Annotated in this window: 24 protein-coding genes and 1 pseudogene; 3 read left to right on the top strand and 22 right to left on the bottom strand. The window is 38.4% G+C overall.

Annotation, left to right across the window (positions count from 1 at the left end; translation table 11 throughout):
- Positions 1-3: 3 nt before the first annotated feature.
- Entirely contained in the window at positions 4-1,590 is a 1,587-nt protein-coding gene (locus tag R50345_RS04875) for a PucR family transcriptional regulator (protein WP_042124567.1), read from the bottom strand.
- Between the two features lie 222 nt (positions 1,591-1,812).
- Here R50345_RS04875 and R50345_RS04870 point away from each other — a divergent pair, with 222 nt between their 5' ends.
- Both R50345_RS04870 and R50345_RS04865 read left to right on the top strand, forming a co-directional pair.
- A complete protein-coding gene (locus tag R50345_RS04870) occupies positions 1,813-2,790 on the top strand; it encodes a tRNA dihydrouridine synthase (protein WP_042124565.1) in 978 nt (325 codons plus the stop codon).
- Between the two features lie 182 nt (positions 2,791-2,972).
- Complete coding sequence (locus R50345_RS04865; RefSeq protein ID WP_042131871.1) at positions 2,973-3,956, top strand: tRNA dihydrouridine synthase; 984 nt, start codon at positions 2,973-2,975, stop codon at positions 3,954-3,956.
- 70 nt (positions 3,957-4,026) lie between these two features.
- On the opposite strand, the gene R50345_RS04860 is transcribed toward R50345_RS04865, so the two are convergent.
- The 8 genes and pseudogenes from R50345_RS04860 to R50345_RS04830 form a co-directional block, all read right to left on the bottom strand.
- On the bottom strand, positions 4,027-5,412 hold the full coding sequence (locus R50345_RS04860) for a family 4 glycosyl hydrolase (protein WP_042124563.1): 1,386 nt from the start codon (positions 5,410-5,412) through the stop codon (positions 4,027-4,029).
- 5 nt (positions 5,413-5,417) lie between these two features.
- Positions 5,418-6,329: an ROK family protein gene (locus R50345_RS04855; RefSeq protein WP_042124560.1), complete on the bottom strand. Its 912-nt coding sequence runs from the start codon at positions 6,327-6,329 to the stop codon at positions 5,418-5,420.
- Positions 6,330-6,344: 15 nt separating this feature from the next.
- Positions 6,345-7,067, bottom strand: coding sequence for a 6-phosphogluconolactonase (locus R50345_RS04850; RefSeq protein WP_042124558.1), 723 nt, complete (start codon positions 7,065-7,067; stop codon positions 6,345-6,347).
- A gap of 20 nt (positions 7,068-7,087) precedes the next feature.
- The gene (locus R50345_RS04845) at positions 7,088-8,218 is read right to left on the bottom strand and encodes an ROK family protein (RefSeq protein WP_042124556.1); all 1,131 of its coding nucleotides are present in this window, start codon (positions 8,216-8,218) and stop codon (positions 7,088-7,090) included.
- 305 nt (positions 8,219-8,523) lie between these two features.
- Positions 8,524-8,667: pseudogene (locus R50345_RS30650) on the bottom strand (TCP-1/cpn60 chaperonin family protein); the annotation flags it as partial.
- A gap of 282 nt (positions 8,668-8,949) precedes the next feature.
- Positions 8,950-9,309 (bottom strand): type II toxin-antitoxin system RnlB family antitoxin, encoded by a 360-nt coding sequence (locus tag R50345_RS04840; RefSeq protein WP_052414468.1) that lies wholly within the window; start codon positions 9,307-9,309, stop codon positions 8,950-8,952.
- A gap of 24 nt (positions 9,310-9,333) precedes the next feature.
- The gene (locus tag R50345_RS04835) at positions 9,334-10,407 is read right to left on the bottom strand and encodes a type II toxin-antitoxin system RnlA family toxin (RefSeq protein ID WP_042124555.1); all 1,074 of its coding nucleotides are present in this window, start codon (positions 10,405-10,407) and stop codon (positions 9,334-9,336) included.
- A gap of 920 nt (positions 10,408-11,327) precedes the next feature.
- Complete coding sequence (locus R50345_RS04830) at positions 11,328-11,942, bottom strand: hypothetical protein (protein ID WP_042124553.1); 615 nt, start codon at positions 11,940-11,942, stop codon at positions 11,328-11,330.
- A gap of 362 nt (positions 11,943-12,304) precedes the next feature.
- Here R50345_RS04830 and R50345_RS04825 point away from each other — a divergent pair, with 362 nt between their 5' ends.
- Positions 12,305-12,916, top strand: coding sequence for a recombinase family protein (locus tag R50345_RS04825; RefSeq protein ID WP_042124551.1), 612 nt, complete (start codon positions 12,305-12,307; stop codon positions 12,914-12,916).
- 111 nt (positions 12,917-13,027) lie between these two features.
- Here R50345_RS04825 and R50345_RS04820 read toward each other — a convergent pair whose 3' ends face one another.
- The 13 genes from R50345_RS04820 to moaC form a co-directional block, all read right to left on the bottom strand.
- Positions 13,028-13,498 (bottom strand): DUF2442 domain-containing protein, encoded by a 471-nt coding sequence (locus R50345_RS04820; protein WP_042124549.1) that lies wholly within the window; start codon positions 13,496-13,498, stop codon positions 13,028-13,030.
- An 8-nt stretch (positions 13,499-13,506) separates the two neighbouring features.
- Positions 13,507-13,812 (bottom strand): hypothetical protein, encoded by a 306-nt coding sequence (locus tag R50345_RS04815; RefSeq protein WP_042124546.1) that lies wholly within the window; start codon positions 13,810-13,812, stop codon positions 13,507-13,509.
- Complete coding sequence (locus R50345_RS04810) at positions 13,812-14,528, bottom strand: hypothetical protein (protein ID WP_042124544.1); 717 nt, start codon at positions 14,526-14,528, stop codon at positions 13,812-13,814. Before R50345_RS04810 ends, R50345_RS04815 begins: the two co-directional genes overlap by 1 nt.
- Positions 14,529-14,606: 78 nt before the next feature.
- A complete protein-coding gene (locus R50345_RS04805) occupies positions 14,607-15,056 on the bottom strand; it encodes a hypothetical protein (RefSeq protein WP_042124542.1) in 450 nt (149 codons plus the stop codon).
- Positions 15,057-15,732: 676 nt separating this feature from the next.
- Positions 15,733-17,028, bottom strand: coding sequence for a DEAD/DEAH box helicase family protein (locus tag R50345_RS04800; protein ID WP_052414467.1), 1,296 nt, complete (start codon positions 17,026-17,028; stop codon positions 15,733-15,735).
- 1 nt (position 17,029) lies between these two features.
- The gene (locus R50345_RS04795; protein ID WP_042124540.1) at positions 17,030-17,218 is read right to left on the bottom strand and encodes a hypothetical protein; all 189 of its coding nucleotides are present in this window, start codon (positions 17,216-17,218) and stop codon (positions 17,030-17,032) included.
- A 754-nt stretch (positions 17,219-17,972) separates the two neighbouring features.
- A complete protein-coding gene (locus R50345_RS04790) occupies positions 17,973-18,884 on the bottom strand; it encodes a tyrosine-type recombinase/integrase (RefSeq protein WP_042124537.1) in 912 nt (303 codons plus the stop codon).
- A 134-nt stretch (positions 18,885-19,018) separates the two neighbouring features.
- On the bottom strand, positions 19,019-20,647 hold the full coding sequence (gene groL, locus R50345_RS04785) for a chaperonin GroEL (RefSeq protein ID WP_042124534.1): 1,629 nt from the start codon (positions 20,645-20,647) through the stop codon (positions 19,019-19,021).
- Positions 20,648-20,725: 78 nt separating this feature from the next.
- Positions 20,726-21,007: a co-chaperone GroES gene (gene groES, locus R50345_RS04780; protein WP_036676506.1), complete on the bottom strand. Its 282-nt coding sequence runs from the start codon at positions 21,005-21,007 to the stop codon at positions 20,726-20,728.
- A gap of 458 nt (positions 21,008-21,465) precedes the next feature.
- A complete protein-coding gene (tatC, locus tag R50345_RS04775) occupies positions 21,466-22,236 on the bottom strand; it encodes a twin-arginine translocase subunit TatC (RefSeq protein ID WP_042131868.1) in 771 nt (256 codons plus the stop codon).
- Between the two features lie 150 nt (positions 22,237-22,386).
- Positions 22,387-22,629 (bottom strand): twin-arginine translocase TatA/TatE family subunit, encoded by a 243-nt coding sequence (locus R50345_RS04770; RefSeq protein ID WP_042124532.1) that lies wholly within the window; start codon positions 22,627-22,629, stop codon positions 22,387-22,389.
- A 137-nt stretch (positions 22,630-22,766) separates the two neighbouring features.
- Positions 22,767-23,252: a MogA/MoaB family molybdenum cofactor biosynthesis protein gene (locus tag R50345_RS04765; protein ID WP_020429419.1), complete on the bottom strand. Its 486-nt coding sequence runs from the start codon at positions 23,250-23,252 to the stop codon at positions 22,767-22,769.
- Between the two features lie 79 nt (positions 23,253-23,331).
- Entirely contained in the window at positions 23,332-23,805 is a 474-nt protein-coding gene (moaC, locus tag R50345_RS04760) for a cyclic pyranopterin monophosphate synthase MoaC (protein WP_042124529.1), read from the bottom strand.

Below are 23,805 nucleotides of genomic sequence, written 5' to 3'. Positions count from 1 at the left end.
ATACTAGCTATGTGTGAGTCGATAAATCATGCAAGCGATATACACATCGTAAGATTCAGAGTTGACGGTTACATCATAACCTATTAATTCACTGATCTTTCTAATACGATATTTTACTGTATTTTTATGAACAAACAGCATTTTCCCACAGTTATCAAAATTCCCCTTTGCATCTAACAAGAAGGTTATGAGTGTTTTTATCGACTCTGGATCACCTAGAATGGGATCAATCACAGACATCCATTCTTCAAGGATTTCTTCTCCCTGTTCACTTAACTCAATAGCTTGTTTCATAGAACGCATCTCGGCTGCTGTGTACAATTTACGATGCTCATACATCAGATGAACTTTCCGTCCCACACTGTTCACCAGCCGATACATGCGTCGTACGTCTTGTGTATTTCTCATTCGGGGAGCATAGACCATTTCGGATATAAGCGGAGCTGAATTCGTCGTGTCAATATACTCCGCTGCAATTTCATACTCATTGTACTTGTAAGAGCAATTTCCCATGAGGGCTATTATACAATGATCGATAGTTTGAATGACCGCCGTTTTATAATATTTGAACAAATGCTCTTCCAGCTCTTCACGAATTTGTTTCTCTTGCGATAAATCGTGAATATATACTAACCACATCATCTGAATGGAAGAGACATCAATGTGGAGAAAATGAGCCAGTCTTCGCATTTTTTCGCTTTCATCATTAATAATTGCTTTTACCAAGGCATATTCGCTAACCTCGTTATGCTTATCCCCCCACAAATTGATCGCTACTTGTACAACCTCGCTGATTTTATCGATGGTCTTCGCAGGTAATTTTGAGTTCTCTTTAATCAAAAATAAATGCAGCGCTTCTCCGTTTTTTTGATGAATACTCTTGTATTCCACATAGCAATTTGAAACAGGCTCTGCTTGTCCTTTCGTCATATTCATCAAATAGGGGGCGTAGGTCTCAATAATATACCCCACGTTTAACGATGAATTACGGGGCCACATTACTTGATTTACGATATCTAACTGGGTGTTCGTCAGGATGACGTTCGCTTTCAGCCGATCAGACAATATTTTCAGCGTAATTTCGACGCTCCGTGAGTGTTCTGGCAAAAGGGATACTTTCTCTAACGCTTCATTTACAAAATTATCATTGATCGTCTGATTGTTCAGAACAATCGCTTCCATCACTTCATAAATCACTTCGTTGTAACGAAGTGAAAAATCATTTTCCGGCATACAAATGATGATGAAATTTTTGGACTCTGCTAATTGCAGTACCTCGTCAGCTACTTCAGGAATGATAATTCCTACATAGTATAAGATCAACCCTACTTCTCCAAGCTCGTGCAAGTACTCAATCGTTTCACACTGTTTCTCTACACTGTCCTTAATGGAGTAAAAAGAGCTGATCACTATCTCTTCCGCATACCACTCTTCTTGAATGGAATGGACAATTCGAGAAGAATAATCCGCATTTGAAACCTCTAGTACGGATAAAGAAGAAATGGTGCGGTGTAGATTATTATTTCCAGTTAGCACCTTTGCTCCTCGAAAGGAAGGAAGTTGCAGCATATCTTTTACAGTTATCCCCATATCTTCACCACTTCTACTGTATTGTTATCTCATGTTGCCATTAATAAAGCTTTATACATCTTATTTTAGCACTTCAAGCTATAAGCTATGTATATTGATTTCGCTATATGTATTCTCCTTTCTTCTGTGCAATAAACGAAAAAAAATGATACTATGTATGTTGGGTAAAAGGTCTTTGCTATAACTTATATGTTTTTATATATCGCAACAAGAGGAGAGAATATGAGTAACGAACAAAACTTTTGGCTTGATTTACCGAAGCCGTTTTTTATATTAGCACCAATGGAAGATGTCACAGATGTTGTATTTCGTCACGTGATTAGTGAAGCTGCCAAACCCGACGTGTTTTTCACAGAATTCACTAATACAGAAAGCTATTGTCACCCTGTAGGAAAAGACAGTGTACGTGGTCGATTAACGTTCACAGAAGATGAGCAACCAATTGTCGCTCATATTTGGGGTGATAAACCTGTATTTTTTGAACAGATGAGTATTGATATGAAAAAACTTGGTTTTCGCGGTATCGATTTAAACATGGGATGCCCCGCACAAAACGTCGCATCCAATGGAAAAGGTGCTGGATTAATACTACATCCTGAGGTTGCAGCAGAAATTATTCAAGCAGCAAAAGCCGGTGGATTGCCGGTTAGTGTTAAAACAAGATTGGGTTACTCTGAGATTGATGAGTGGCGGGATTGGTTAACACATATATTGAAGCAAGATATTGCGAATCTTTCCATTCACCTTCGTACAAAAGAAGAAATGAGCAAAGTAGATGCACACTGGGAGCTAATCCCTGAGATCAAAAAATTACGCGATGAAATTGCTCCGAATACGTTATTAACTATAAATGGAGATATCCCGGACCGCGCAACAGGATTAAAGCTAGTTGAACAATACGGCGTTGATGGTGTCATGATTGGCCGCGGCATCTTCACCAATCCATTTGCTTTTGAAAAAGAACCTAAAGAACATAGTCCAAAGGATTTTCTCAATTTACTTCTATTACAGTTGGATCTTCACGATAAATATTCAAATGAACTCGAGCCACGTTCATTTAAACCACTTCTTCGCTTTTTCAAAATCTATGTTCGTGGATTTAGAGGCGCAAGCGAATTAAGAAACCAATTAATGGATACAAGATCAACAGATGAAGTACGTCGTTTAGTAAAAACTGTTTTAGAACAAGAATTAGAATGAGGCATATTAAACTGTGAATTGCCCCGTCCGTCAATTAGACAGTACAAAACTATCTAATGCTTAACAGAATGAAAGGCCTCTCGTTTTCCTACGAGAGGCTTTTCATTTTTAATTCTGTGCATTAAACGAAAAGAAATGATACTATGTATGATGGGCAAAATGTTGCAAAAGAAGGAGAGCTTATGAGTAACGAACAAAATTTTTGGCTTGATTTACCGAAGCCGTTTTTTATATTGGCACCTATGGAAGATGTCACAGATGTTGTATTTCGTCACGTGGTTAGTGCAGCTGCAAAACCCGATGTGTTCTTCACGGAATTCGCAAATACAGAATACTACTGTCACCCTAAATTAAAGGTAAAGGAAAGTGTGCTTACTCGATTAAGGTTCACGGAAGATGAACAACCGATGGTCGCTCATATTTGGGGCAATAACCCGGAGTATTTTGAACGAATGAGCATGGATATGAAAAAACTTGGTTTTCGTGGTATCGATATAAACATGGGATGCCCAGTAAAAAACGTCGCAACCAATGGAAAAGGTGCTGGATTAATTCGACATCCTGAAGTGGCAGCAGAAATTATTAAAGCGACTAAAGCTGGTGGATTGCCGGTTAGTGTTAAAACAAGATTAGGATATAGCGAAATTGATGAGTGGCGCGATTGGTTAGGAAATGTATTGAGACAAGATATTGCGAATCTGTCCATACACCTCCGTACAAAAAAAGAGATGAGCAAAGTAGATGCACACTGGGAGCTCATCCCCGAAATCAAAAAATTACGCGATGAGATCGCCCCAAATACGTTGCTAACCATTAATGGGGATATTCCTGACCGTGCAACGGGCTTGAAATTAGTAGAGCAATACGGGGTTGATGGAGTCATGATTGGCCGCGGTATTTTCAAAAATCCATATGCTTTCGAACTAGAACCTAAAGAACATAGTGTGGAGGAGCTTCTTAACCTTCTACTTTTCCATCTAGATCTTCACGATAAATATTCAAAAGAGGTTGAACCACGTCTGTTTAATCCACTTCGAAGCTTCTTCAAAATCTATATTCGTGGATTTGACGGAGCCGACGAACTAAGAAATCAATTGATGGAGACGAATGCAACCGATGAGGTACGTCGTTTAGTACAACCTTTTCTGGATGCAGATTCTGAATAATATGTAATGCAAAATAAATGGCCTCAGTTCTGAATTTCATCAGACTGAGGCCGTTTTTATTAAAGATGTCTTACTTCCACTCCAGCTTTGGCAGTATTTCTTTTTGCAGCTCACACATTTCATCGATCATCGCACAAGCTTGATAGTAGGTTGGTGCTTGCGGATCAAGCAGGATCGCTTGCAGCAATTTTGTTCTCGACTCTTCAAGAAACGCCTCAAGTAACAGCTTATGGATTGTACCTTGAATATGGATCATTCCGATAATGGCAGTTGGCAGTTCAACCGTCATTGGCTTAAATACGATACCCTTTTTATTAACGATCGCTTGTGTTTCAACAACCATATCCTCTGGAAGTCCTTTAATAGCGCCGTGGTTTGGCATATTAACAGCATTCAACTCGATTTCATCGTCGAAGAAAATCGCTTCAATAATTGGTATTGCATATTCATTACTAATTTGAACCTTATCTTTATCAAATAGATAAGCCTGCTCAGACCACTGCTCTTGATTCAGCGTATTCTCGAATAAGCCTTTATCCAAAGTACTGCCACTTGCACAGTATACAAATTCAGGTGTTCTGGAGTCCTTCTTCCACAGCTGCTCGCTCATTGGATTGTAACGGAACTGCAAAGGTAGTCCAGCATAGAAATCCTCTGCCCAAGAAATATACTCTCCACAATGGTTAGTCCCGGGGTAAGGGTAGTAGCCATACGTATGGTACAAGGTTCTGGACAATCCAATATGATCGAAATGTGCCAAACGGTTAGCTTGCTTTTCTTTGTCATGGAATAGAGGGTATAAATCCTCTCCCGTACTCTTGTTCCAGATCTTCGTAAAGAAGCCAAAGTGGTTCAATCCGCCGCCTTCAACTGCAATATCTTTACTATCCATCTCCAGGAATTCAGCTAGCTGATGAATCCCCATGTCTAAACCATGGCACAAGCCCACCACTTTGATTGAAGTTAATTTGGAGATGGCTTCCACTAGCTTCGCTTCCGGATTCGTATAGTTAATCAGCCAGGCATCTGGACATACCTTCTCCATTGTCTTTGCAATTTCCAGCATCGGACCTAAATTTCTCAAGGTGTGGAACATTGATCCTGGTCCGCCGTTTTCTCCATATAGCTGTTTGCTACCGTAACGGCGCGGAATGTGGAAGTCTTGTGACCAGTAATGATATCTTTCTACCTCAATCGCAACGATGGAGAAGTCAGCCTCTCTTAAGGCATCTTCCAAATTCGTCGTTTGCCAAATCTTCGCAGGATGAGAAAATGCCGTAAACATTTCGGTTGCATACTTGTACGTTCTATTCACATTCTCTTCTACAATATCCATAAGTGCGATTTCGAGTTCTACTTGATTTCTCAAACGTTCTGATAACACGAGATCTTGAAGTGCTCCTAGTCCAAAGGAAACACTTCCTGCTCCGATTAACGCAACCTTCAACTTTTTCATGGTCTTCAAGCTCCTTTTGTTTTTTTATAAATGCTATAGCTGGCACCAATCATTCCGGCATCAGGTCCAAATTCAGTCAACACGATTTTAATGTTCTCTTTTAAGTGTGGAAGAACTTTCTTTTTAGCGCTTTCAATAACGCTATCAATCAGCCACTGGTTGTGATGAATGACCGCTCCTCCGACAACAATAATGTTCGGATCAATGATTTGCATCAAATTAACTATTGCGTTGGAAAAGTACTCCACCCATCTATCAATCACTTCAATCGCTTGCTGGTCCCCCCTATGATAGCGTTCAAACAGCAAACCCGAGGTGGCATCGCTACCATATAAAAGCTTACTTTCCGCTTCAAGAGCTGTGCCGCTGCATAGAGATTCCAATGTACCGTTATACAACGTTGAATGGTTTCTTTTGCTGTCGGAAATAATCATGCTTCCGATCTCACCCGCATATCCATGAGCGCCTTGAATAATTTTTTTATCAAGTATAATGCCGCATCCAATTCCTGAACTAACCGTTATATAAATGGATTGTTTATAAGGCTTGGCAGCTCCATGATCCGATTCAAGCACGGTGATCACGTTTACATCATTCTCAAAAGACACTTCATAATTTGGAAAGAACGCCCTGATAGTTTCGATACTCACATTCTCTAGGCAAGGAATATTGGTTATATCTCGAATAATCTGTGTTTGATCATTCCAAGGAATCGGCAATACAATGCCTATCTTACTTGCTTGCTGTTCATAATCAACTTTCGCGGTCATTTCCTTGACAGCTTTGAAAATTTCGTCAGCGTCTTGGAAATCTCTTGTTAATGCCGACGCCTTCCGAACAAGTTCAAGTTGCTCGTTCACTAATCCAACCCTAATATTTGTTCCTCCAATATCTACTCCAATAACGAAGCTACCCATATTTACGCTCCTCAACTATGATGACTGATCAATATATTTAGCTGCTGCAGCATCCAAATAGAAATCTATATGCTCATAACCAAGCAATCGCTGGGCAGGCAGTTGTGCGTCAGGATTTGTGAGAATCTCCTTTACGATAGCGGCTTTGCGCTCTCCAGTTATGACGACAACAACTCTTTTACTACTTGCAATCTGTTCCAAACCTAATGTAATGCCTTGCTTTAATTCAGTCTGCTTAAGAAAATATTTTTGGGCGACTATCTTAGTCGTTTCCGACAATTCCACAACACTACTACGATTCAATACTGGGCCGCCAGGTTCATTTAATCCAATATGTCCATTCATACCTACGCCCATCAAGCTGAAGGTAATCGGGTGCTGCTCGATAAAGCGATCCATTCGTAAACATTCCTGCTCTATATCCGGCGATGTTCCGTTAAAAAATTCAATCTGGCTACCATCCAGTGAAATCTGCGAAAATAGATCTTGATTCAACATCTGATAGCAGCTTCCTTCAGAGCTTTTATCTATACCAACCCACTCATCCAAGCTAACGATGTGAAGCCTTTTGATTTTCGATTGGAGGTCCGCATCATTGGAAAATTTCTGATAGCTTTTTTGTGGAGTACTCCCTGAAGCCAGGCAGAACACGGGATGCTGATCGTTAATTAAACGATCTTTCATCTCTCTGGCAATTTCATTTGCTACTTCTTCTTCGTTATCAAAGATTCTGATCATATTGTTCACTTCCTTGTTGTTTAATCCGAAATGACGTTCATCATCTCTTGCTGGAGAATAAGTATCGCTGCTCCCATTGCTGTTGATTGATGTAAGTCACTCACAGAAATTTGTGGAGTCCACTCCGTATATTGCTCGACATAGCTTTTCGTACGATCCAATATACGTTCCGGGAACAGCGCTACCGTTTTACCGCTAATAATGACCTGATCGATATCCAGAATGCTGATTATATTTGTAATCGTTAAAGCCAGATTCTTCGAAACATAATCAATGCAAGCTTCTACGTCATTAGCTGAATTCAAATCATATGCGCTTAGCAAGTACTTAATGGCTAATCTGCTTTCCAGCCAACCAACTGATGATGGAGTCCGCTTGTATTCTGAATCAAAGCACATATACTCCAGCTCGCCTGCTCTTGCATTAACGCCGCGGTGCAGCTCTTTGTTGATAATCAAACCGCCCCCGACCCCATCACCTGCAGCTACATGAACGAGACTCGTCGGTGCTTGATCTGAGTTTTCAAGATTCCGAAATTCCGCCACAGTCGCTGCGTTCACATCATTCTCCAGAAGAATAGGCAAATTCACTTCACGCTTGAGATTTTCAATAATAGACTCATACTCAAAATCGTTTTCTTTATTGTGATGAGTTCTCATCCGAATCGTTTTCTTTCTTATATTGATCGCGCCATCAACGCCAATACCAATCCCTAAAACAACACTATTTGTTTCCTTCGCTTTACTCTTCAAATTTTCCACAAGCTTTATAAATACCGAAGTGAACTGCTGACTATGGAACGGAATATCTGTTTCAATCGAATACGAATCTATGATCTTGCCGTGTAGATTAATAAGTAACGCCGTAATCGTATTGCCAATAATCTGTATTCCGATTGTCGTATAGCTGTTTTCATTAAATCTGTAAACCGTACGTTTTCTTCCCAAGCCGCCAGAGCCTTCTCGACTTTCACCAGTGGCAGTCAATAAACCAATCTGTTCAAAAAAAGTGACAATCTTGCTTACAGTAACAAAGCTCATTGCTGTTTTTTCTGAAATCTCGACTTTCGCCAGTTCAGGATGTTGAAGCAAAATATCGAAGACTATTTTCCTGTTCTCATCTTTAATATCATTGGGCAGAAATGATTTCATAGGTCCTCCATACTTTTATTTAATTTAATTAATAAAGTAAGTTAAATAATTATTAAAAAAAATACAGGTCTGAAACGACCTCTTACATTTATTATATATTCACTAGAGTGAAAGCTCAAGTGCATTTATTTAACTTTCTTAAATTAATCTATTCTCTATCTTAAAATTAAATCAAACTGCTTTATGATGCAGCCATTTACAAGTGTTTTTTCTAGGCACACCACAAAAAAAGAAGCTTCCCACAAGTTCAATGAACTCATGAGAAGCCTCTAATCCATCCCTATTTCAAGGCTTAATCAGCCTTATTACATCATGCCGCCCATTCCACCCATGCCGCCCATGTCAGGCATACCTGGTTTTTCTGGTTCTGGCTTGTCAGCAATTACTGCTTCAGTAGTCAAGAACATAGCCGCTACAGATGCAGCGTTTTGAAGAGCAGAACGGCTCATCTATTGGTATAATCACGTTTATTCACTATCTAAAGAATATAGACTACTTCTCGTATTAATGTTGCAATTTCAATTATAAAGTGGTGATATGTTTATGTAAAGTAGTCATATGATATAGTTCTGTAAACCGAATAATTAAGCATATTTAATCATTACAAGGAAAAATTCAGACGTGAGAATCCCTGATTATTTCTTGCATCGACAATTATTAATAAAGTCATTATCCGAAATAAAAAGTCCCTAATCTCTTCTAAGTTACAAAGAGACTAGAGACCTTCTTATTTATACAAGCCCCTTTTTGAGAAGGAACTTAAATGCATTACTAACGACATTACTATTCAAAAATTGTTCATTATTAGAATAAAAATACGTTGAGATATCCCTTACCTTCTTATCGATCGTATTCGGAATTTTAAAGCTAGCGTAATCAAAAGACTTCCCATTATAGTTAGCTTCAATATATCTATTAGAGGAGTTTCCATTAGAGAGCAGTAAATCAAACAGAATCTTTCCGCAAAATTCATTTCCCAGTGTGTCTTCAAGTTCATCCAAGTCGTCTAAAGGATTGAGATAACTTGTGGACAAGATTAAAAATGAGTATACTGACTGGTCCTCTATTTTTTGAAGTTTAAATGTCTTCAAGTTAAAACCCTCCCTTTGATTGAGTTAGACTGAGGATTGGACTGGAATAGATGTATAGGTCTCTTCAATAATTTGAAAAGTTTTATCTATTATACGTACTGCTTCTTGTTTTGTTTCCACAAGTCTTATATTAGCATCTATTCCATCTGCATGGAATAGTTCATTTCTATGCTCGTTGAAGTAATTAAAAGACCTTTCGATTGCGTGACAAGTATCAGGACAATTTATTTGAATAGTTGTTTCAGGTCGAAGGAAGTGTTTTTGACCATCGAAAAATATATATTCATCAAAACCATTTCTCTTTTTAATTCTTATGTTCTTCGTTTGGAAGAGTAATTTTATATATCCCTCCAAAGCACGCAATACTGGAAATACAAAACCAGTATAGTCGGGAAGGGAGATGTCAATTTGTCTATAAGCTAAAGCAGGAGATAAAATAGATTTTAACCGTTCACCTAAGAAGTCTTTAGAACTTGGAAGTAAGTTGTCAAACTCCTCTTGTATATCCTCTTTTGTGATTGATACACTAAAAAAATCGGATTGTGCTTTTACAATATCTTCAAAAGGGAAATACTCAGCTAAGAAGCACGTAATCTCTTGATACAAATATAATGGCTTGCCTTGTATTTGTAGTCGCTTATTTATAAAATATTTAATTACTACTTTATCTCCATGTAAACTTTTAAACTTATAAAGTGTATATAAATCAGTTACGTCTTCATTTATTTTTGCAACACCATTTAATTCAAGAAGATATTCTATGAGAACAGTTACAACCTCATTTTCTACACTTTGAATTGAATACGACGCCCCTGCAGTATTAGTATTACAAAGATTTGTTTTAAGATACAATCCAATTTTAAATGAATCATCAGGATTTTGTCCAACAGGTTTAATTGTAGTGGTTCCATTACCCTTAAAGTAAAAGTCGACCACTATTTCTTTAGTATCCCCGCTCACATCACATCTATACAATGTATTGTTCATATGCCTAATATCTGAAACAGAGTAAGTTGTAAACTCCTCTGTACAATACTCTACTACCTGTTCTTTTATCTTAGACCTATCTAAGTTAAGGTTTTTAAGAAAATTGCTCATTAACCCTATCTCCCAACTTTTCTATTATATGGAACGGCTATATTATTGTATCACTTACACACTTTCAAATAAAGAGTTTAATAGATTATACCAGGTATACTGTTTGTAGAACACTTGTTCCACTCTCTTCACATTATTTTTCTAACACACATTTTGAATATCAGGCTTCAATGCTTTCTTAATGAAGGCTAAGGTGAAGAGGTACTTATAGTACCTTTGTTCTCACTATTTACAAACTGTCGAAATTCACTTATAACCAAATATCGCTCTAAAACCAAGCCTGACAAATTAAAGAAGAATACCAAAAATGCTTCTAGTGGAATCAGCTTTTTATTATGCTTGTTTCCATTATTCCTTCACGTTCTTACAGAATGTGTTCATTTTATGTTCCAACATACCAATGAACTGTACCGCTGTTATCTCTTTGCTTTACCGTCTTGAATAATGTTTTTCACTATATAATCTTACACCTATATCTATAGGTATCACTATGCCCTCAGCTTATGTTTTTTTGGGAAAGTTGGGAAAATCAAAACACTAAAATAGTACTTCAAAACACTATTGAGTATCTGGCTGTATGTGTACCAGTTTTTCGTTACAACAACAATCAATTTCCAACTGTAAACCATCCCCTCCCTTTCCTACATAACAAAAAGCCACTCATATTGAGTGACTAATCCTTGTATATTGTATCTACAGCTTTCCACTTATCTTCCTCGTATAGCATAGAATGTCTTGAAATTATATCTAAACATTCCAAAGGAAGCATCCTTGGGCTTTTCTTATGACCAATTCAAGAAGTAGAACGCCCCTGTACAGAGCATTACTTGTTGTCTATATTAAACCCTAATAGATAATCTCAGAGCTTTCTGTATAAATAAAATACGAGTTTTATTGAGAACATAGTATCTCTTTTTCTCTCATTCTTGAATGCTAGTCACAATACCATCTTCAAGATAAACATATCTTCCCCCATAATACACCCATTGTTCGCTAACTCCATATGCAGTAGTTGTTCTATTAACATCTTTAGGTTTACCCCACTTAGACGAGAGAACTTCATCTTCGGTCATACCAATATCTGGAATATAGTACATCTCGTCTAGTATTTTTTGATTTTTTGCAATACTCTCATTTGTTTTTTTGATTACCATATCACTTAATGTTTGGATATGTGGTAGTGCTTTATTTGCATCTAAGACACCCTGCTCAACCAAATTACCCATTAATAATTGCACTCTTAAATCCTCATCTGAGGAACTTGCATCAGGACTCTCCATGATTTTTGAATAATCCCTAAACATTTTATACACCTTTTCATCTTGCTTGTTATTGTAACCGATGCGGAATGATACTTCTGAATATTCCGACTCATCTAGCAAACAGAAAATTTGATCTGTTAATGTTCCTGTATCGCAACTTGCCTTCGGTTCAACGACAACTTCTTCAATATCAGTATTTGTATTGGCATAATTATTGGTACTACAAGCAGTAAGAGCCAATAAAAGAAAAGCTGATGCAAGTAATTTCTTCATAATTTTGTATCCCCTTGTTGTTGTTTATATTGGTTCGGAGTTTTAAACTCCTGTATGTCATAAGTTTCTCCCATATCCAACTCTGGTTACTCTATTTTGAAATTCTTTTACTGAAACTTTTATTCGAGTAATATTCTTCATTCCTTATGTTGCCAATAAAATCATGTTATTGTTTATTTTGAAAAAATATTTAATTACGAATCATATTATCTATTGGTATATTTGTCCATAAGTTTCGACTTTTGCCATAGGGTGAAAACAATTTAGAAGTCTGAAACATTTGTACTTGTAATAGTCTAGAAGATAGTCTAAAATGTATTGTATAGAAGTTAATAAACTTTTAGACGAATGGAGTAATTACAATGACAATGTACGGATATGCTAGAACATCGACAATTGGGCAGGACAATGGACTAGAGACTCAGAAGCTACTTCTTAAAGAAGCAGGATGCGCTAACATCTATCATGAGCAAGTGACTGGAACATCCACAGAGAAGCGTTCTGCATTGAAAGAACTATTAGAAGACATGTCAGAAGGCGATACGCTAGTCGTAACCAAGATCGACCGTTTAGCGCGTTCCATCATCGACCTGAACAGGATCGTCAATGACTTGCTTGCTAGAGGTATCAATGTGAAGTTCTTGAAGGACAATCTACACTTTGAAGCTGTTGAAAAGGCTAGTCCTATGCAAACACTAATGTTTAACATGCTAGGCTCATTTGCACAATTTGAGAGAGACTTGATAGTAGACCGCACAACAGAAGGCAGAGAACGAGCTAAAGCTAAAGGTACTCATATGGGTCGTCCTGCAAAGGATGCAAGCATCATCAAACGTGCTTTGAATCTGTATGCCGAACGCGAGACAAATGGACTGACAGTAAGCGAAATCATCAAGTCCACTGGCATACCTAAAGCTACATTGTACGCTGAACTAAAGAAGCTAGAAAAGTCAATGATGGAGCTTAGAAAGTGATTATACTTTAATAGCCCTAATCTTAATAACAAGATTAGGGCTATTGACGTTTACACAACTATCATATAACAGTTTAGCTAATCTCCATTGAAGTCATTAACCTTCTGCTCCTTAGAGTAGTTCTGATACCAAAACACTTGTATTATATAAAAATTCAATTGCAAGATCATACTTATTGTCCCAATAGATAGTTCCTGTTCCGTCAAGCTTGACGCTCTCAAACAAGTTTATGTTATTTAAAATCTCCAAAGGTAATCCCTTTTTAGTTTTTCCATATGCTAGAAAATCAAACACTCGAAATTCTCTGCCTTCAAATTCGAGCAACAGTTTAAAATTGTTGGCTGGTCTTACCAGAACCACGTCTTTATACATCTTATCCCCTTCATTTCTGTTTTCTTTACTTCTAAGTACAAATGAAACCTTATAGTCAATATTCGTTATAGTCTTCAATATAGTTCTAATCCTTGATTCATAATGAACTTCAAGCCAATCTTTCCCTGTTGTTGTATCCGCTCCGAAAACATTCTCCAAGGCATAAGTTGGTTTCGTACCAAAAACTATCTCAAATCGGCTCATAGGCATATTCTTGTTTAAAGCTCATCATTCATTGCTTCAATGGTTTCTAATCTGTCTTTTTGGCTCATGAGATGAAAAGGTATAACTCGATCCATATGATATTTCCGTGTTACTAACTGATCTATCAATTCATTTTCAGATAACAAATTTAAGATTGTAGTTTGGTCAACCAATTTACTCTCGATCTTCCACATCAATTTTTCAATTGCTTTGAGTCGTTCATCTGTATAAGACACAATTGAAAGTACATTGTCAGTCAATTCATTGACACTCTCGTTAAGTTGATTAAGTCGCTCCTGAATCATCTGTGCTTCGTGCATTATTTCACCTCTCTTGAAATCTGCTCAGGAAATAGTTCATCAAAGACTTTGGCGAGTTTTAATATATAATCTGATGTGGGAGTATTAAAATACATTTCATTACACTGTGTACATTTGGCTCCCCTGAAAGTGGAGTCAATAAACAATGCTCCTCCAAGTTTTAGTTCAATACTTATATCAGTATTTGGAACCTCATTGCAACCGCACATAAGACAATCAGTTAAATTAATCTCTCCTTCACCGTAATCTGACTTTAACTTCCTCTTCTGATGTAATGCTTTCCGTTCTTCTAAATCCTTCTCTCCGTATGCCATTATCCATAGTTCTTCAAGAGTCTTGCCCTCAAGGGATTCGGGAACAGAGTTTTCCTCATTGACTACAATCGAAATCTCATAATCAACTCCTGTTATGCTTGTCAACGCTGTTCTTAGCAATGACAAATACTCAAACTCCAATATTTCCTTTTTTAGAGTAGTATTGGTTCCAAATATGATGCTTACATCACTTGATATATCTTCTATACTAAAACCTGTGAAGTAATTATAGAATGCTGGAATAGTGAGTTGGTTTCGTATAACATCTAAAAGCTTCGTATGCAGGGTCTTCATATACTCAATTTTCAAAGTTTCAACGTTTTCTCGAGACTTCTGCCATAACTTTGGAAGAATACTCTCGAACTTCGCATTTATTTGCTTACTACGTTCTTCACTCTCCATTTAAAGACCCCCTATGGTATAAATAAAACCGATGTTTTATTCAGACTCATCTTTAAAGTATCAAGCTACCTACTATGCCTATAGAGTCGTTAGTTTGACATTTTTCACTCCTAAAAAAAGTGTTTCCTCGTTAGTCTCTTCACAAATCAGAGCAACCATTATAGAGGGTTGTCGCTTGTAACTTTCCAAGAATTTTCTATAACCGAATCCCTTTGTATCAGTTAATCCAGAGAATCCAGCTTTATCTCCTTTAAAGCTTACATTTAGGAAAATACAGTCTTCTCTTTCAACAATCTCAATATAAGTATTACTCTTTAAAATTAAGATAGCGGTAGAGTTTTTTCTTTGATTAGATAATCCGAGAAATTCAATTGCTTCCTTAAATTCCTTAACTACAGACAAATACTCAGTTCTCTTAGCAAATATTTTCCCAACAGCAGGAGAAGATGCTATTTGTCCTATAAACATTTGATTCTCACTAACAGGGAAGTTATCACCCTTGTTGTCTATTGATCTTGTGGTTTTCATGCTTAAACCAATCCTCTCTGATTAAATTGTGTTATTCATATCGTTTTGGGTCAGTAAACTACATTCATACCACCTCCCTTAAAGGTACTAAATAAAGTACACTACCAATTTTTCAAAATAAAAAAGCAGAGTAGCTTAGTAGCCACTCTGCTTGTCAAAAACGTTTAAGTTAGTCTTGGGAATCTGATACCTATGAAGATTCATATTGGATCATCTCTTTCGTTGAGAATTATATATATTGGTATGATACCATGATCCGCTCATTTTCACAACCTATTTGTTAGTTGCTATACTTACGAAAGCCGAATAAAGTATTATTCTAATTAGGATTCAAAGTGCCTGACGCGGACACCGCTTCGCTCCATGTCCTTGTCCACGATTCGAACGCTCTGCTTTTCGAATCGTTTGGGTTACATTGCATAAAATAATATCTTTACTGTGAGTGATTGTTACATAACACAACTATTTATTTAGAAAAGTGGGGAAACAAAATGTTACTTTTAAGACGTTGCACAACGAAGTTGTGCGATGGCAAAAAGTAATATTTTTTTCTCCCACAAGTAGTGAATGAATAATATATTAATATTTTTAATCTTTTTCTTTAAGGAAACACTTTGAAATTCCTTATATTCACTGGGTTTATTCGATGTACTTAGGCAATCTGTTTGCCTAAATATCAAAGATGCCAGTCACTAGGTACTTCATTAGTAATAGTGCTGTCTGGTAGACTTTCAAATTCATCAGTTCTTAAATAACGTTGAAATAGTCCCCGCATTCGACTACTGGGAATGTAAATCTCAATTGGTTCCCCATCCCTAATACGACTTCTCCAAACCCACTGTATAAGTTCTGACAATGCCCAAGCGTCTTGGTCAACTGTAACACCATATTGTTCAAAAAATTTTTTCTCGATAGGATTCATAAACCTATTAATCAAGTAAGCGAGATGAAATCTATCTTTGTAAGTATTAGTTGCTCTTAAATTCATTGGAATAAAGCATTTAGCAAAGCTTCTTGGTTTTACTTTTTTCATAATTTTATCGTTGTTCCCTTTAACAGTTGTCCATAGGGCTGTGTCTTTGTTTGCCTTGCACATATTTGATAGATAGTTATAAGTATTTCTCTTTAACGTAATTATCAAATCCTTATTATCAATTTTCTCAAACCAGCTTGTTGAAAGTGCATTCCTTTTCTCTCCGACTGTATTGAGTTGCCCTTCATAAATAGATATTCTCTCACTGAGTACTGTCTTATCATGGATTTGCCTATTCACATATGGAACTAAGCTATAACCCTGTTGTCCTTTAGCAACAGATAAATATCTATATTTAATTTTGTGCAAATCATAATAATAGCGTTGAAATTGCCCTTTAAATAAATACGTTAGAATGAATACGTCCTTAAACAACAAAAACAGTTCACAAGGGAGATTCCATATTAAAGCAGAATTATCACAGTACATAAGATTGTTTGTTAATGCCATTTTTTTGATGTCATTATACTTTGTGTCTAAGCCGATTTTATCTACTTTCCATTTAATGAACTTCAATCGATTATCTCTAACATCAAATTCAATGGCATCAGCTTCAAACAAGAAATCTAAATCATTTTTTCTGAGAGGAACTTGCTCAATTACATTCATTACCTCATCTAGAATCAGGGTGTAGTTATTACTTTTTATTAGTTCCCTTGTTTCTGTGTTTGCCATTTGAAATAAGGCATGTGTGGTGCAAATGTCATACCCTTGTCCCAATAGACGATGTAAGTCCTCTAGTTTTGTTTCCCCCTTTATGGATATAGGTTCATGGAAATTCCGAGTATACACAGCTTCTTGGACTCTTTTTACTTCATCTAGAAAGGGAGTGACATAAATGAATCTATGGGATTCAATACTCATTTCATTCATGTATTGGATTGCCCATGATGTTTTACCATAACCACAGGGAGCATCTACTACGTTAACATTTGTCATTCTACATTTCCCCTTTGAAAAATAATTTAAGTCTTGTCTTTAGCTCATCTGAGATCACATATGACTCATTGTGTAGCCATCTCGATAAATGCTCCCTAGAAACCCCACACTTTGTTGCAATGAAAACTGTTGGCGTTCCATATTTCTTCTGTAATCCAAATAATTCTCCACGTAATTCCTTATCATTCATTCTCATCATCTCTCCTTCGTGAGTTTGTGAACCTGTGATGTAATCAGCAAAAATAAAACCCTCCGAGTATCTCTCGGAGGGTGGTTCACTTCATATAGTGATAAGCGGGAAGTTGATTCTACTAATTTGGCAGTGCATAAACATTCGGATAAGCTATATAAGTCTTGTAAAGTCTTTTAAAGTCTTTTAAAGTCTTTTAAAGTCTTTTAAAGTCTTTTAAAGTCTTTTAAAGTCTTTTATAGTCTTTTAAAGTCTTTTATAGTCTTTTAGAAATTCATCGCTCAAATCATCAAATATCTTTGAAATTGTTTAAAAGTGTTTAAAAATCTTTTAAAGCTTTCAAAGGTTGAGAGATTAAAATTTCTTTTAAAAACACCATTAAAGCATCAGATAAGCATCTCTGACGATTCTTCTGATAATGACAATTGAGAGCAGTTGTACCTTTCGTTTCGTCAAAAACTAAATAAGGGTTTCTACGGGTATGTGAATAGCCGATTACACAAGATCATATCAATTTATCATCTTTCAACCTATCCCCTTCACCTCACTTTCAAACTTATGCTTGTCATTTACTCTATATATAGTTATATGACTGGGAGCGAAAATCCCACGGTAATTGAAAAGAACTTTTTTATAGTTGTTCACTGCTGATTATGGTCATAGACAATACCCCAGTACGTTAACGATGCTTGTAGCTGTAATGAAAGAGTCAAAAGAACAAGGTTTTATTCTCCTTCTTCATCACTTGAACTGCTTATATATCCAAATCGTTAAGTGGATTGAACCTCGTATTCTGCTCCCTCAGTTCATTACCCCACATAGCAACATATCTCATCGTAACCGTAATGTTTTGGTGACGCATTAGCTTTTGAATGGCAAAGGCACTCATTCCTGACATTGCAAGTCGATGACAGAATGTATGACGAAAAGTATGAGCAGATACCCTAACATCTTTAAAATTCATTTTTTTTCCTAGATACTTAAAAATCAACATCAATGCATTTTCAGTCATTTGAGTATTATCTCTTTTCACAAAAACATAGTCACTTAAATCTCCCCAATGCTGAGAGCAATAAGTACGATATGCTGCTAATTCCTTAGTTAACTTATCAGTTATCGGAAGTGTATCTCTTCTTCTGCTTTTACCGAAAACCGCAATGTTTTGATTAATTAAATCAATATCAGTCCATTTTAGATTAATGATCTCACCTCTTCTAATCCCTGTTCCGAGTATAGTCACTATCATCATATAATCCCGATAAGCAAAGTAACTCTTTTCCCGTTGCTTAATACGTCTGTAGAAGTTAAGCATCTGACGTATTTGCTCATCTGTGAAAACATCAATCTTAACATCTTCTTTTTGCATTTTGACTCTTTTAGCTGGATTTTTCGCTATAACTTCACATTCCACCATATAGTTCAAAAAGGCTCTGATTCGCATAAGTTTTGTATTAATAGAACCTGACTTATTACCCCGCTCCTGACATTCCATAAGATGTTGACGCACATGGTTATATGTTATGTCCTCCACACTTACAACCTCGTGCTGATTACAATACTCCACAAACTCGCCAAGCATAGTTTGATAGTTCCTTATATTCTTTTCCGTTGTATTCTTAAACCGTCTGTCATCGAGAAAATCCTGAAAAGCAAATTTTAATAACATAAAAAAGACTACCTCCTGTTTTTAGGAAGTAGTCTATACTTTAGAAAATAGTTTTTAACGTGACCAGTTCTCAAACTGAGCAAAAAATAGCCTTAACTATTTCTCAGATGATGCTACAGGCTTAATCAGCCTTATTACATCATGCCGCCCATTCCACCCATGCCGCCCATGTCAGGCATACCTGGTTTTTCTGGTTCTGGCTTGTCAGCAATTACTGCTTCAGTAGTCAAGAACATAGCCGCTACAGATGCAGCGTTTTGAAGAGCAGAACGAGTTACTTTAGCAGGGTCAACGATACCTGCTTCGAACATGTTCACCCATTCACCAGTAGCAGCGTTGTAGCCGATACCTACTGCTTCTTTTTTCAAGCGGTCCACGATTACGGAACCTTCTTGACCAGCGTTAGCTGCGATGGTGCGAATTGGCTCTTCAAGCGCACGAAGCACGATGTTAACGCCTGTTTTCTCGTCGCCAGTTACATCTACAGCAGCAACAGCACTATATACGTTCACAAGAGCTGTACCACCACCAGAAACGATACCTTCTTCAACCGCAGCGCGAGTTGCGTTCAGGGCGTCTTCGATGCGAAGCTTACGCTCTTTCAATTCAGTTTCAGTTGCAGCGCCAACTTTGACAACGGCTACGCCGCCAGCCAATTTAGCCAAACGCTCTTGCAATTTCTCTTTGTCGAACTCGGAAGTTGTTTCTTCCAGTTGAGCACGAATTTGGCTTACGCGAGCATTGATGTCCGCTTTGTCGCCGCTTCCGTCTACGATTGTTGTGTTTTCTTTAGTTACGCGTACTTGACGTGCGTTACCCAGTTGTTCAATGGAAGTGCTCTTCAGATCAAGACCGAGCTTCTCAGTGATCACTTGACCACCAGTCAGAGCAGCGATATCTTGCAGCATAGCTTCGCGGCGGTCGCCAAAGCCAGGAGCTTTAACAGCAACAGCGTTGAATGTTCCACGCAGTTTGTTCACGATCAACATAGCTTGTGCTTCGCCTTCGATATCTTCAGCGATAATAACAAGCGGTCTAGCTTGTTGAACGATTTTTTCAAGCAATGGAAGAATTTCTTGAGTGCTGCTGATTTTTTTATCAGTGATCAAGATGTATGGGTTCTCCAGAACAGCTTCCATTTTGTCCGTATCAGTAATCATGTACGGGGAAATGTAACCGCGGTCGAACTGCATACCTTCTACAACTTCAAGCTCAGTAGCGAATCCACGGGATTCTTCAACAGTGATAACACCGTCTTTACCTACTTTTTCCATAGCTTCAGCAATCAATTGGCCCACTTCTTCGTCAGCAGCAGAGATAGCAGCTACTTGAGCGATAGCTTGGGAGTCTTCGATTGGCTTAGCGATTTTTTGCAATTCTTCAACTGCTGCACGAACTGCTTTGTCGATCCCTTTGCGAATAACCATTGGGTTAGCGCCTGCAGTTACGTTCTTCAGACCTTCACGGATCATAGCTTGTGCCAGAACCGTTGCAGTTGTAGTACCGTCACCGGCTACATCGTTAGTCTTAGTAGCAACTTCTTTAACTAGTTGAGCACCCATGTTCTCGAATGCATCTTCAAGTTCGATTTCTTTAGCGATAGTTACACCATCGTTAGTGATAAGCGGGCTACCAAATTTTTTCTCAAGCACCACGTTACGGCCTTTTGGTCCGAGTGTAACTTTTACCGCATTTGCCAAAGCATCTACACCGCGCAACATAGAGCGGCGAGCTTCTTCACTAAATTTAATTTCTTTAGCCATTGTGTAATTACCTCCTAGAATTTTTTGTATATCACGTTACTTTAAGTAGTTTAGATTTAGCTTATGATCGAATCTCGCTTAGTCAAGAATCGCGTGAATGTCGCTTTCTTTCATAATCAAATATTCTTTGCCTTCGTATTTGATTTCTGTTCCTGCATATTTTGAGAAAAGAACACGGTCGCCTTCTTTTACTTCAAGCGCTACACGTACTCCATCTTTCAAAGCTCCGCTGCCTACTGCAATAATTGTTCCTTCTTGTGGCTTTTCTTTCGAGGAGTCCGGAAGCACAATCCCGAATGAAGTGGTTTCCTCCTGCTCGCTCGGTAGCACCAATACGCGTTCACCTAAAGGTTTGATCATGAAAAAATAGCCTCCTTTAAAATTATGTTATTTTGCTTCAAAACATAGTTTAGAACTTGCTGGCCTTACTTCTAACTCTCTGATGTTTATGAAAAATATCAATTGGACGCTACAAATCTCTGGTCCATCTCATATTTTCCATAAGCGTTAGCACTCGACGGTCTGTAGTGCTAACAACAATTTTTATGATACTCAACTTGAGCCCGAATTTCAAGTCCTTTTACACAAATTCGCATTTGTTTTCGTAAAAACAACGTTTCACCGGTTGTCCTAGGCACACACTCTATAACATTCTATCCACAGGGTGTGAAAATATGCGTTTGATTCCCAGTAGTTTCAACTGTACCACCTACGCTTGAACATTTCAAAAAGACTAAACACATCTTTACTTTAAAGGCGTTTTAAAAATAAAAGAGCTGTCTCTTTCGTAGAAATATCTACTTAGCGACAGCCCTTAATCACTCTTCCTCACTCTTAACATACTGTTCTTCCCTCGCTGCATCTGCAGCAAGCTGTTTGCGATAGACAAATGCAGATAAGAATACACTGAACTCATACAAAATGAGCAGTGGAATTGTCACCAGAAAGTCCGAGATGAAATCTGGGGGAGTGATGACTACGGCGATAAAGACAAGCGTGAAATAGGCGTATCGACGCATTTTACGCAAGCGTATCGGATTAAGAACCCGCAGTTTGGTCAGAAACATCACCAGCAGCGGAAGCTCAAACAACAACGCTAAAGGTAGCACCAGACTGAACATGAAGTTAAAATATTGCGCAATTCCGTAGGTCTCTTCCAGCCCCATACTCCGGGTGATTGAGATCGTGAACGAAAGCGCCATTGGAAAAACCACATAATAAGCAAAAGAAAGACCGATTAAAAAAAGAACAAAAACATATGGAACATAACGCAATGTTGCACTACGCTCTTCTGGTCGAAGGCCTGGACTAATAAAAGCCCACAATTGATAAGCAATAAAAGGGATTGAAATGACAAGCGAAACCGCCATCGCGATCTTCATATACATCCCGATACCATCCCAGAATGAGAACGCATGCAGAACAAAGCCCTGTGCTAGATCTGTACTAATTAAATAATCGTAAATGGGCTTGGCGCAGAACAGACCTCCTACCAATCCAAGAATAAATACAATCAGCACATAAATAATCCGTTTACGCAGCTCGGTGAGATGATCCACCACCGACATTTCTTCCGTTTCGAGAGACATCCTGACACCATCCCATGACAAGAGTAGAAACATTACACCAGCTTTGTGTAAAGCTGTGCCCGTTTCTGCAGAAAGCAACAAGCAAATTGAAAAAGGGGCGTCTCCTAAGTCTATTAGACTTGTGAGATAGCCCCATTGTTAAACTTATTATTATTCCGGCAGGCGTTTGTCCTGAGGAATATCTGCAGCGACCGTCTGCGGGGCCGTCGGCACAGGAGCTTCGCTCTTCTTCACCGGATCAGTATCACCGATGATTTCACGTGCGCCTTCCTTAAATTCACGGAAGGTTCGTCCAACTGCGCGGCCTAACTCTGGCAGTTTATTCGGGCCAAAGAGGAGCAGTGCCAGTATAACCAACAAGATAATACCCGGAGTTCCAATTCCACTAAACATTATTATTCCTCCTTGTCCGTCTATCCGATCATGGCATCGTTTACGATAAACTAATAATACCATAACTTTTGTCACAGTTACATCCACTATCTTCTATAAATAGTTTATCCTTGTGACGTGACAAGAATATGACAATGTTATTGGCGGTATTGGCCAGTTACCATTAGTAACGCTTCCGGTAATTGATCCATAATGGCTGCCAAATTCTCATGAACACCCTTCGGTGTACCCGGTAAGTTAACAATCAACGTGCGTCCACGAATGCCGCATATCCCGCGGAACAGCATCACCGCACGGTTTTTTTGCATCACTGTACTTCGCATCGCTTCTGAAAGTCCAGGTACTTCCCGCTCGATTACACGCCGAGTAGCCTCCGGAGTCACATCGCGTATTGCTAGATCGGTACCTCCGGTCGTCAATACCAGATCCGCCTGAAAATAATCTGTCAGTTCTATCAAAGCTGCGATAATCTCATCTTGTTCATCGGGCACGATCCGATATTCAACAATCTCGCCCCCAAGCTCCTCTTCCACCAGCTCCCGAATAACCTGGGCGCTCGTGTCTTCCCGTTCGCCCCTGGCCCCTTTATCGCTGGCCGTTAGGATTGCTGTTTTCCACGCCATAGGTTTGTCCTCCCTCTCTATGTATAATTAGCTGTACAGTGCAGCCCGCTTGCTTCAGCGCATCGAACATAAGATCTGATCAAGGTTCAAGCGCGTAATCTCCATTCTTGCCCCCGCTTTTAGACACTAATAGCGTTGGTCCGATAATCATATCCTTCTGAAGAGCCTTGCACATGTCATATACCGTTAATGCTGAGGCAGAAACAGCGGTCAACGCCTCCATTTCAACTCCGGTCTTTCCGGTGGTATGGACTGTTGCTTCTATATAAAGTTCATCTTCGCTGTTATCGGAGAAGCTGATGTCAATACCGGTAAGCGGGAGCGGATGGCACATCGGAATCCAGTCAGACGTCTTCTTGGCCGCCATAATCCCAGCGATCTGCGCAACGGCAAGTACGTCTCCTTTACTGATCTTACCTTCCTTGATGGCACTAAGCGTCTCCGTTGCCATCTTGATCTTACTCCGCGCGACAGCTGTCCGCTTCGTAATCTCCTTCTCACTCACATCCACCATACGAGCTCTTCCCTGCTCGTTAAAATGGGTCAATTCCAC

The sequence above is a fragment of the Paenibacillus sp. FSL R5-0345 genome, from assembly GCF_000758585.1.
Lineage (GTDB): Bacteria > Bacillota > Bacilli > Paenibacillales > Paenibacillaceae > Paenibacillus_AQ.
Note: the sequence above shows the minus strand (reverse complement) of the source record. Positions and strands in the feature narration are given on the sequence as shown.

Coding starts and splice junctions, on each gene's coding strand:
- R50345_RS04875 (WP_042124567.1), bottom strand. CDS start 1,590: ATGGGGATAACTGTAAAAGATATGCTGCAACTTCCTTCCTTTCGAGGA.
- R50345_RS04870 (WP_042124565.1), top strand. CDS start 1,813: ATGAGTAACGAACAAAACTTTTGGCTTGATTTACCGAAGCCGTTTTTT.
- R50345_RS04865 (WP_042131871.1), top strand. CDS start 2,973: ATGAGTAACGAACAAAATTTTTGGCTTGATTTACCGAAGCCGTTTTTT.
- R50345_RS04860 (WP_042124563.1), bottom strand. CDS start 5,412: ATGAAAAAGTTGAAGGTTGCGTTAATCGGAGCAGGAAGTGTTTCCTTT.
- R50345_RS04855 (WP_042124560.1), bottom strand. CDS start 6,329: ATGGGTAGCTTCGTTATTGGAGTAGATATTGGAGGAACAAATATTAGG.
- R50345_RS04850 (WP_042124558.1), bottom strand. CDS start 7,067: ATGATCAGAATCTTTGATAACGAAGAAGAAGTAGCAAATGAAATTGCC.
- R50345_RS04845 (WP_042124556.1), bottom strand. CDS start 8,218: ATGAAATCATTTCTGCCCAATGATATTAAAGATGAGAACAGGAAAATA.
- R50345_RS04835 (WP_042124555.1), bottom strand. CDS start 10,407: ATGAGCAATTTTCTTAAAAACCTTAACTTAGATAGGTCTAAGATAAAA.
- R50345_RS04830 (WP_042124553.1), bottom strand. CDS start 11,942: ATGAAGAAATTACTTGCATCAGCTTTTCTTTTATTGGCTCTTACTGCT.
- R50345_RS04825 (WP_042124551.1), top strand. CDS start 12,305: ATGACAATGTACGGATATGCTAGAACATCGACAATTGGGCAGGACAAT.
- R50345_RS04820 (WP_042124549.1), bottom strand. CDS start 13,498: ATGCCTATGAGCCGATTTGAGATAGTTTTTGGTACGAAACCAACTTAT.
- R50345_RS04815 (WP_042124546.1), bottom strand. CDS start 13,812: ATGCACGAAGCACAGATGATTCAGGAGCGACTTAATCAACTTAACGAG.
- R50345_RS04810 (WP_042124544.1), bottom strand. CDS start 14,528: ATGGAGAGTGAAGAACGTAGTAAGCAAATAAATGCGAAGTTCGAGAGT.
- R50345_RS04805 (WP_042124542.1), bottom strand. CDS start 15,056: ATGAAAACCACAAGATCAATAGACAACAAGGGTGATAACTTCCCTGTT.
- R50345_RS04800 (WP_052414467.1), bottom strand. CDS start 17,028: ATGACAAATGTTAACGTAGTAGATGCTCCCTGTGGTTATGGTAAAACA.
- R50345_RS04795 (WP_042124540.1), bottom strand. CDS start 17,218: ATGAATGATAAGGAATTACGTGGAGAATTATTTGGATTACAGAAGAAA.
- R50345_RS04790 (WP_042124537.1), bottom strand. CDS start 18,884: ATGTTATTAAAATTTGCTTTTCAGGATTTTCTCGATGACAGACGGTTT.
- groL (WP_042124534.1), bottom strand. CDS start 20,647: ATGGCTAAAGAAATTAAATTTAGTGAAGAAGCTCGCCGCTCTATGTTG.
- groES (WP_036676506.1), bottom strand. CDS start 21,007: ATGATCAAACCTTTAGGTGAACGCGTATTGGTGCTACCGAGCGAGCAG.
- tatC (WP_042131868.1), bottom strand. CDS start 22,236: ATGTCTCTCGAAACGGAAGAAATGTCGGTGGTGGATCATCTCACCGAG.
- R50345_RS04770 (WP_042124532.1), bottom strand. CDS start 22,629: ATGTTTAGTGGAATTGGAACTCCGGGTATTATCTTGTTGGTTATACTG.
- R50345_RS04765 (WP_020429419.1), bottom strand. CDS start 23,252: ATGGCGTGGAAAACAGCAATCCTAACGGCCAGCGATAAAGGGGCCAGG.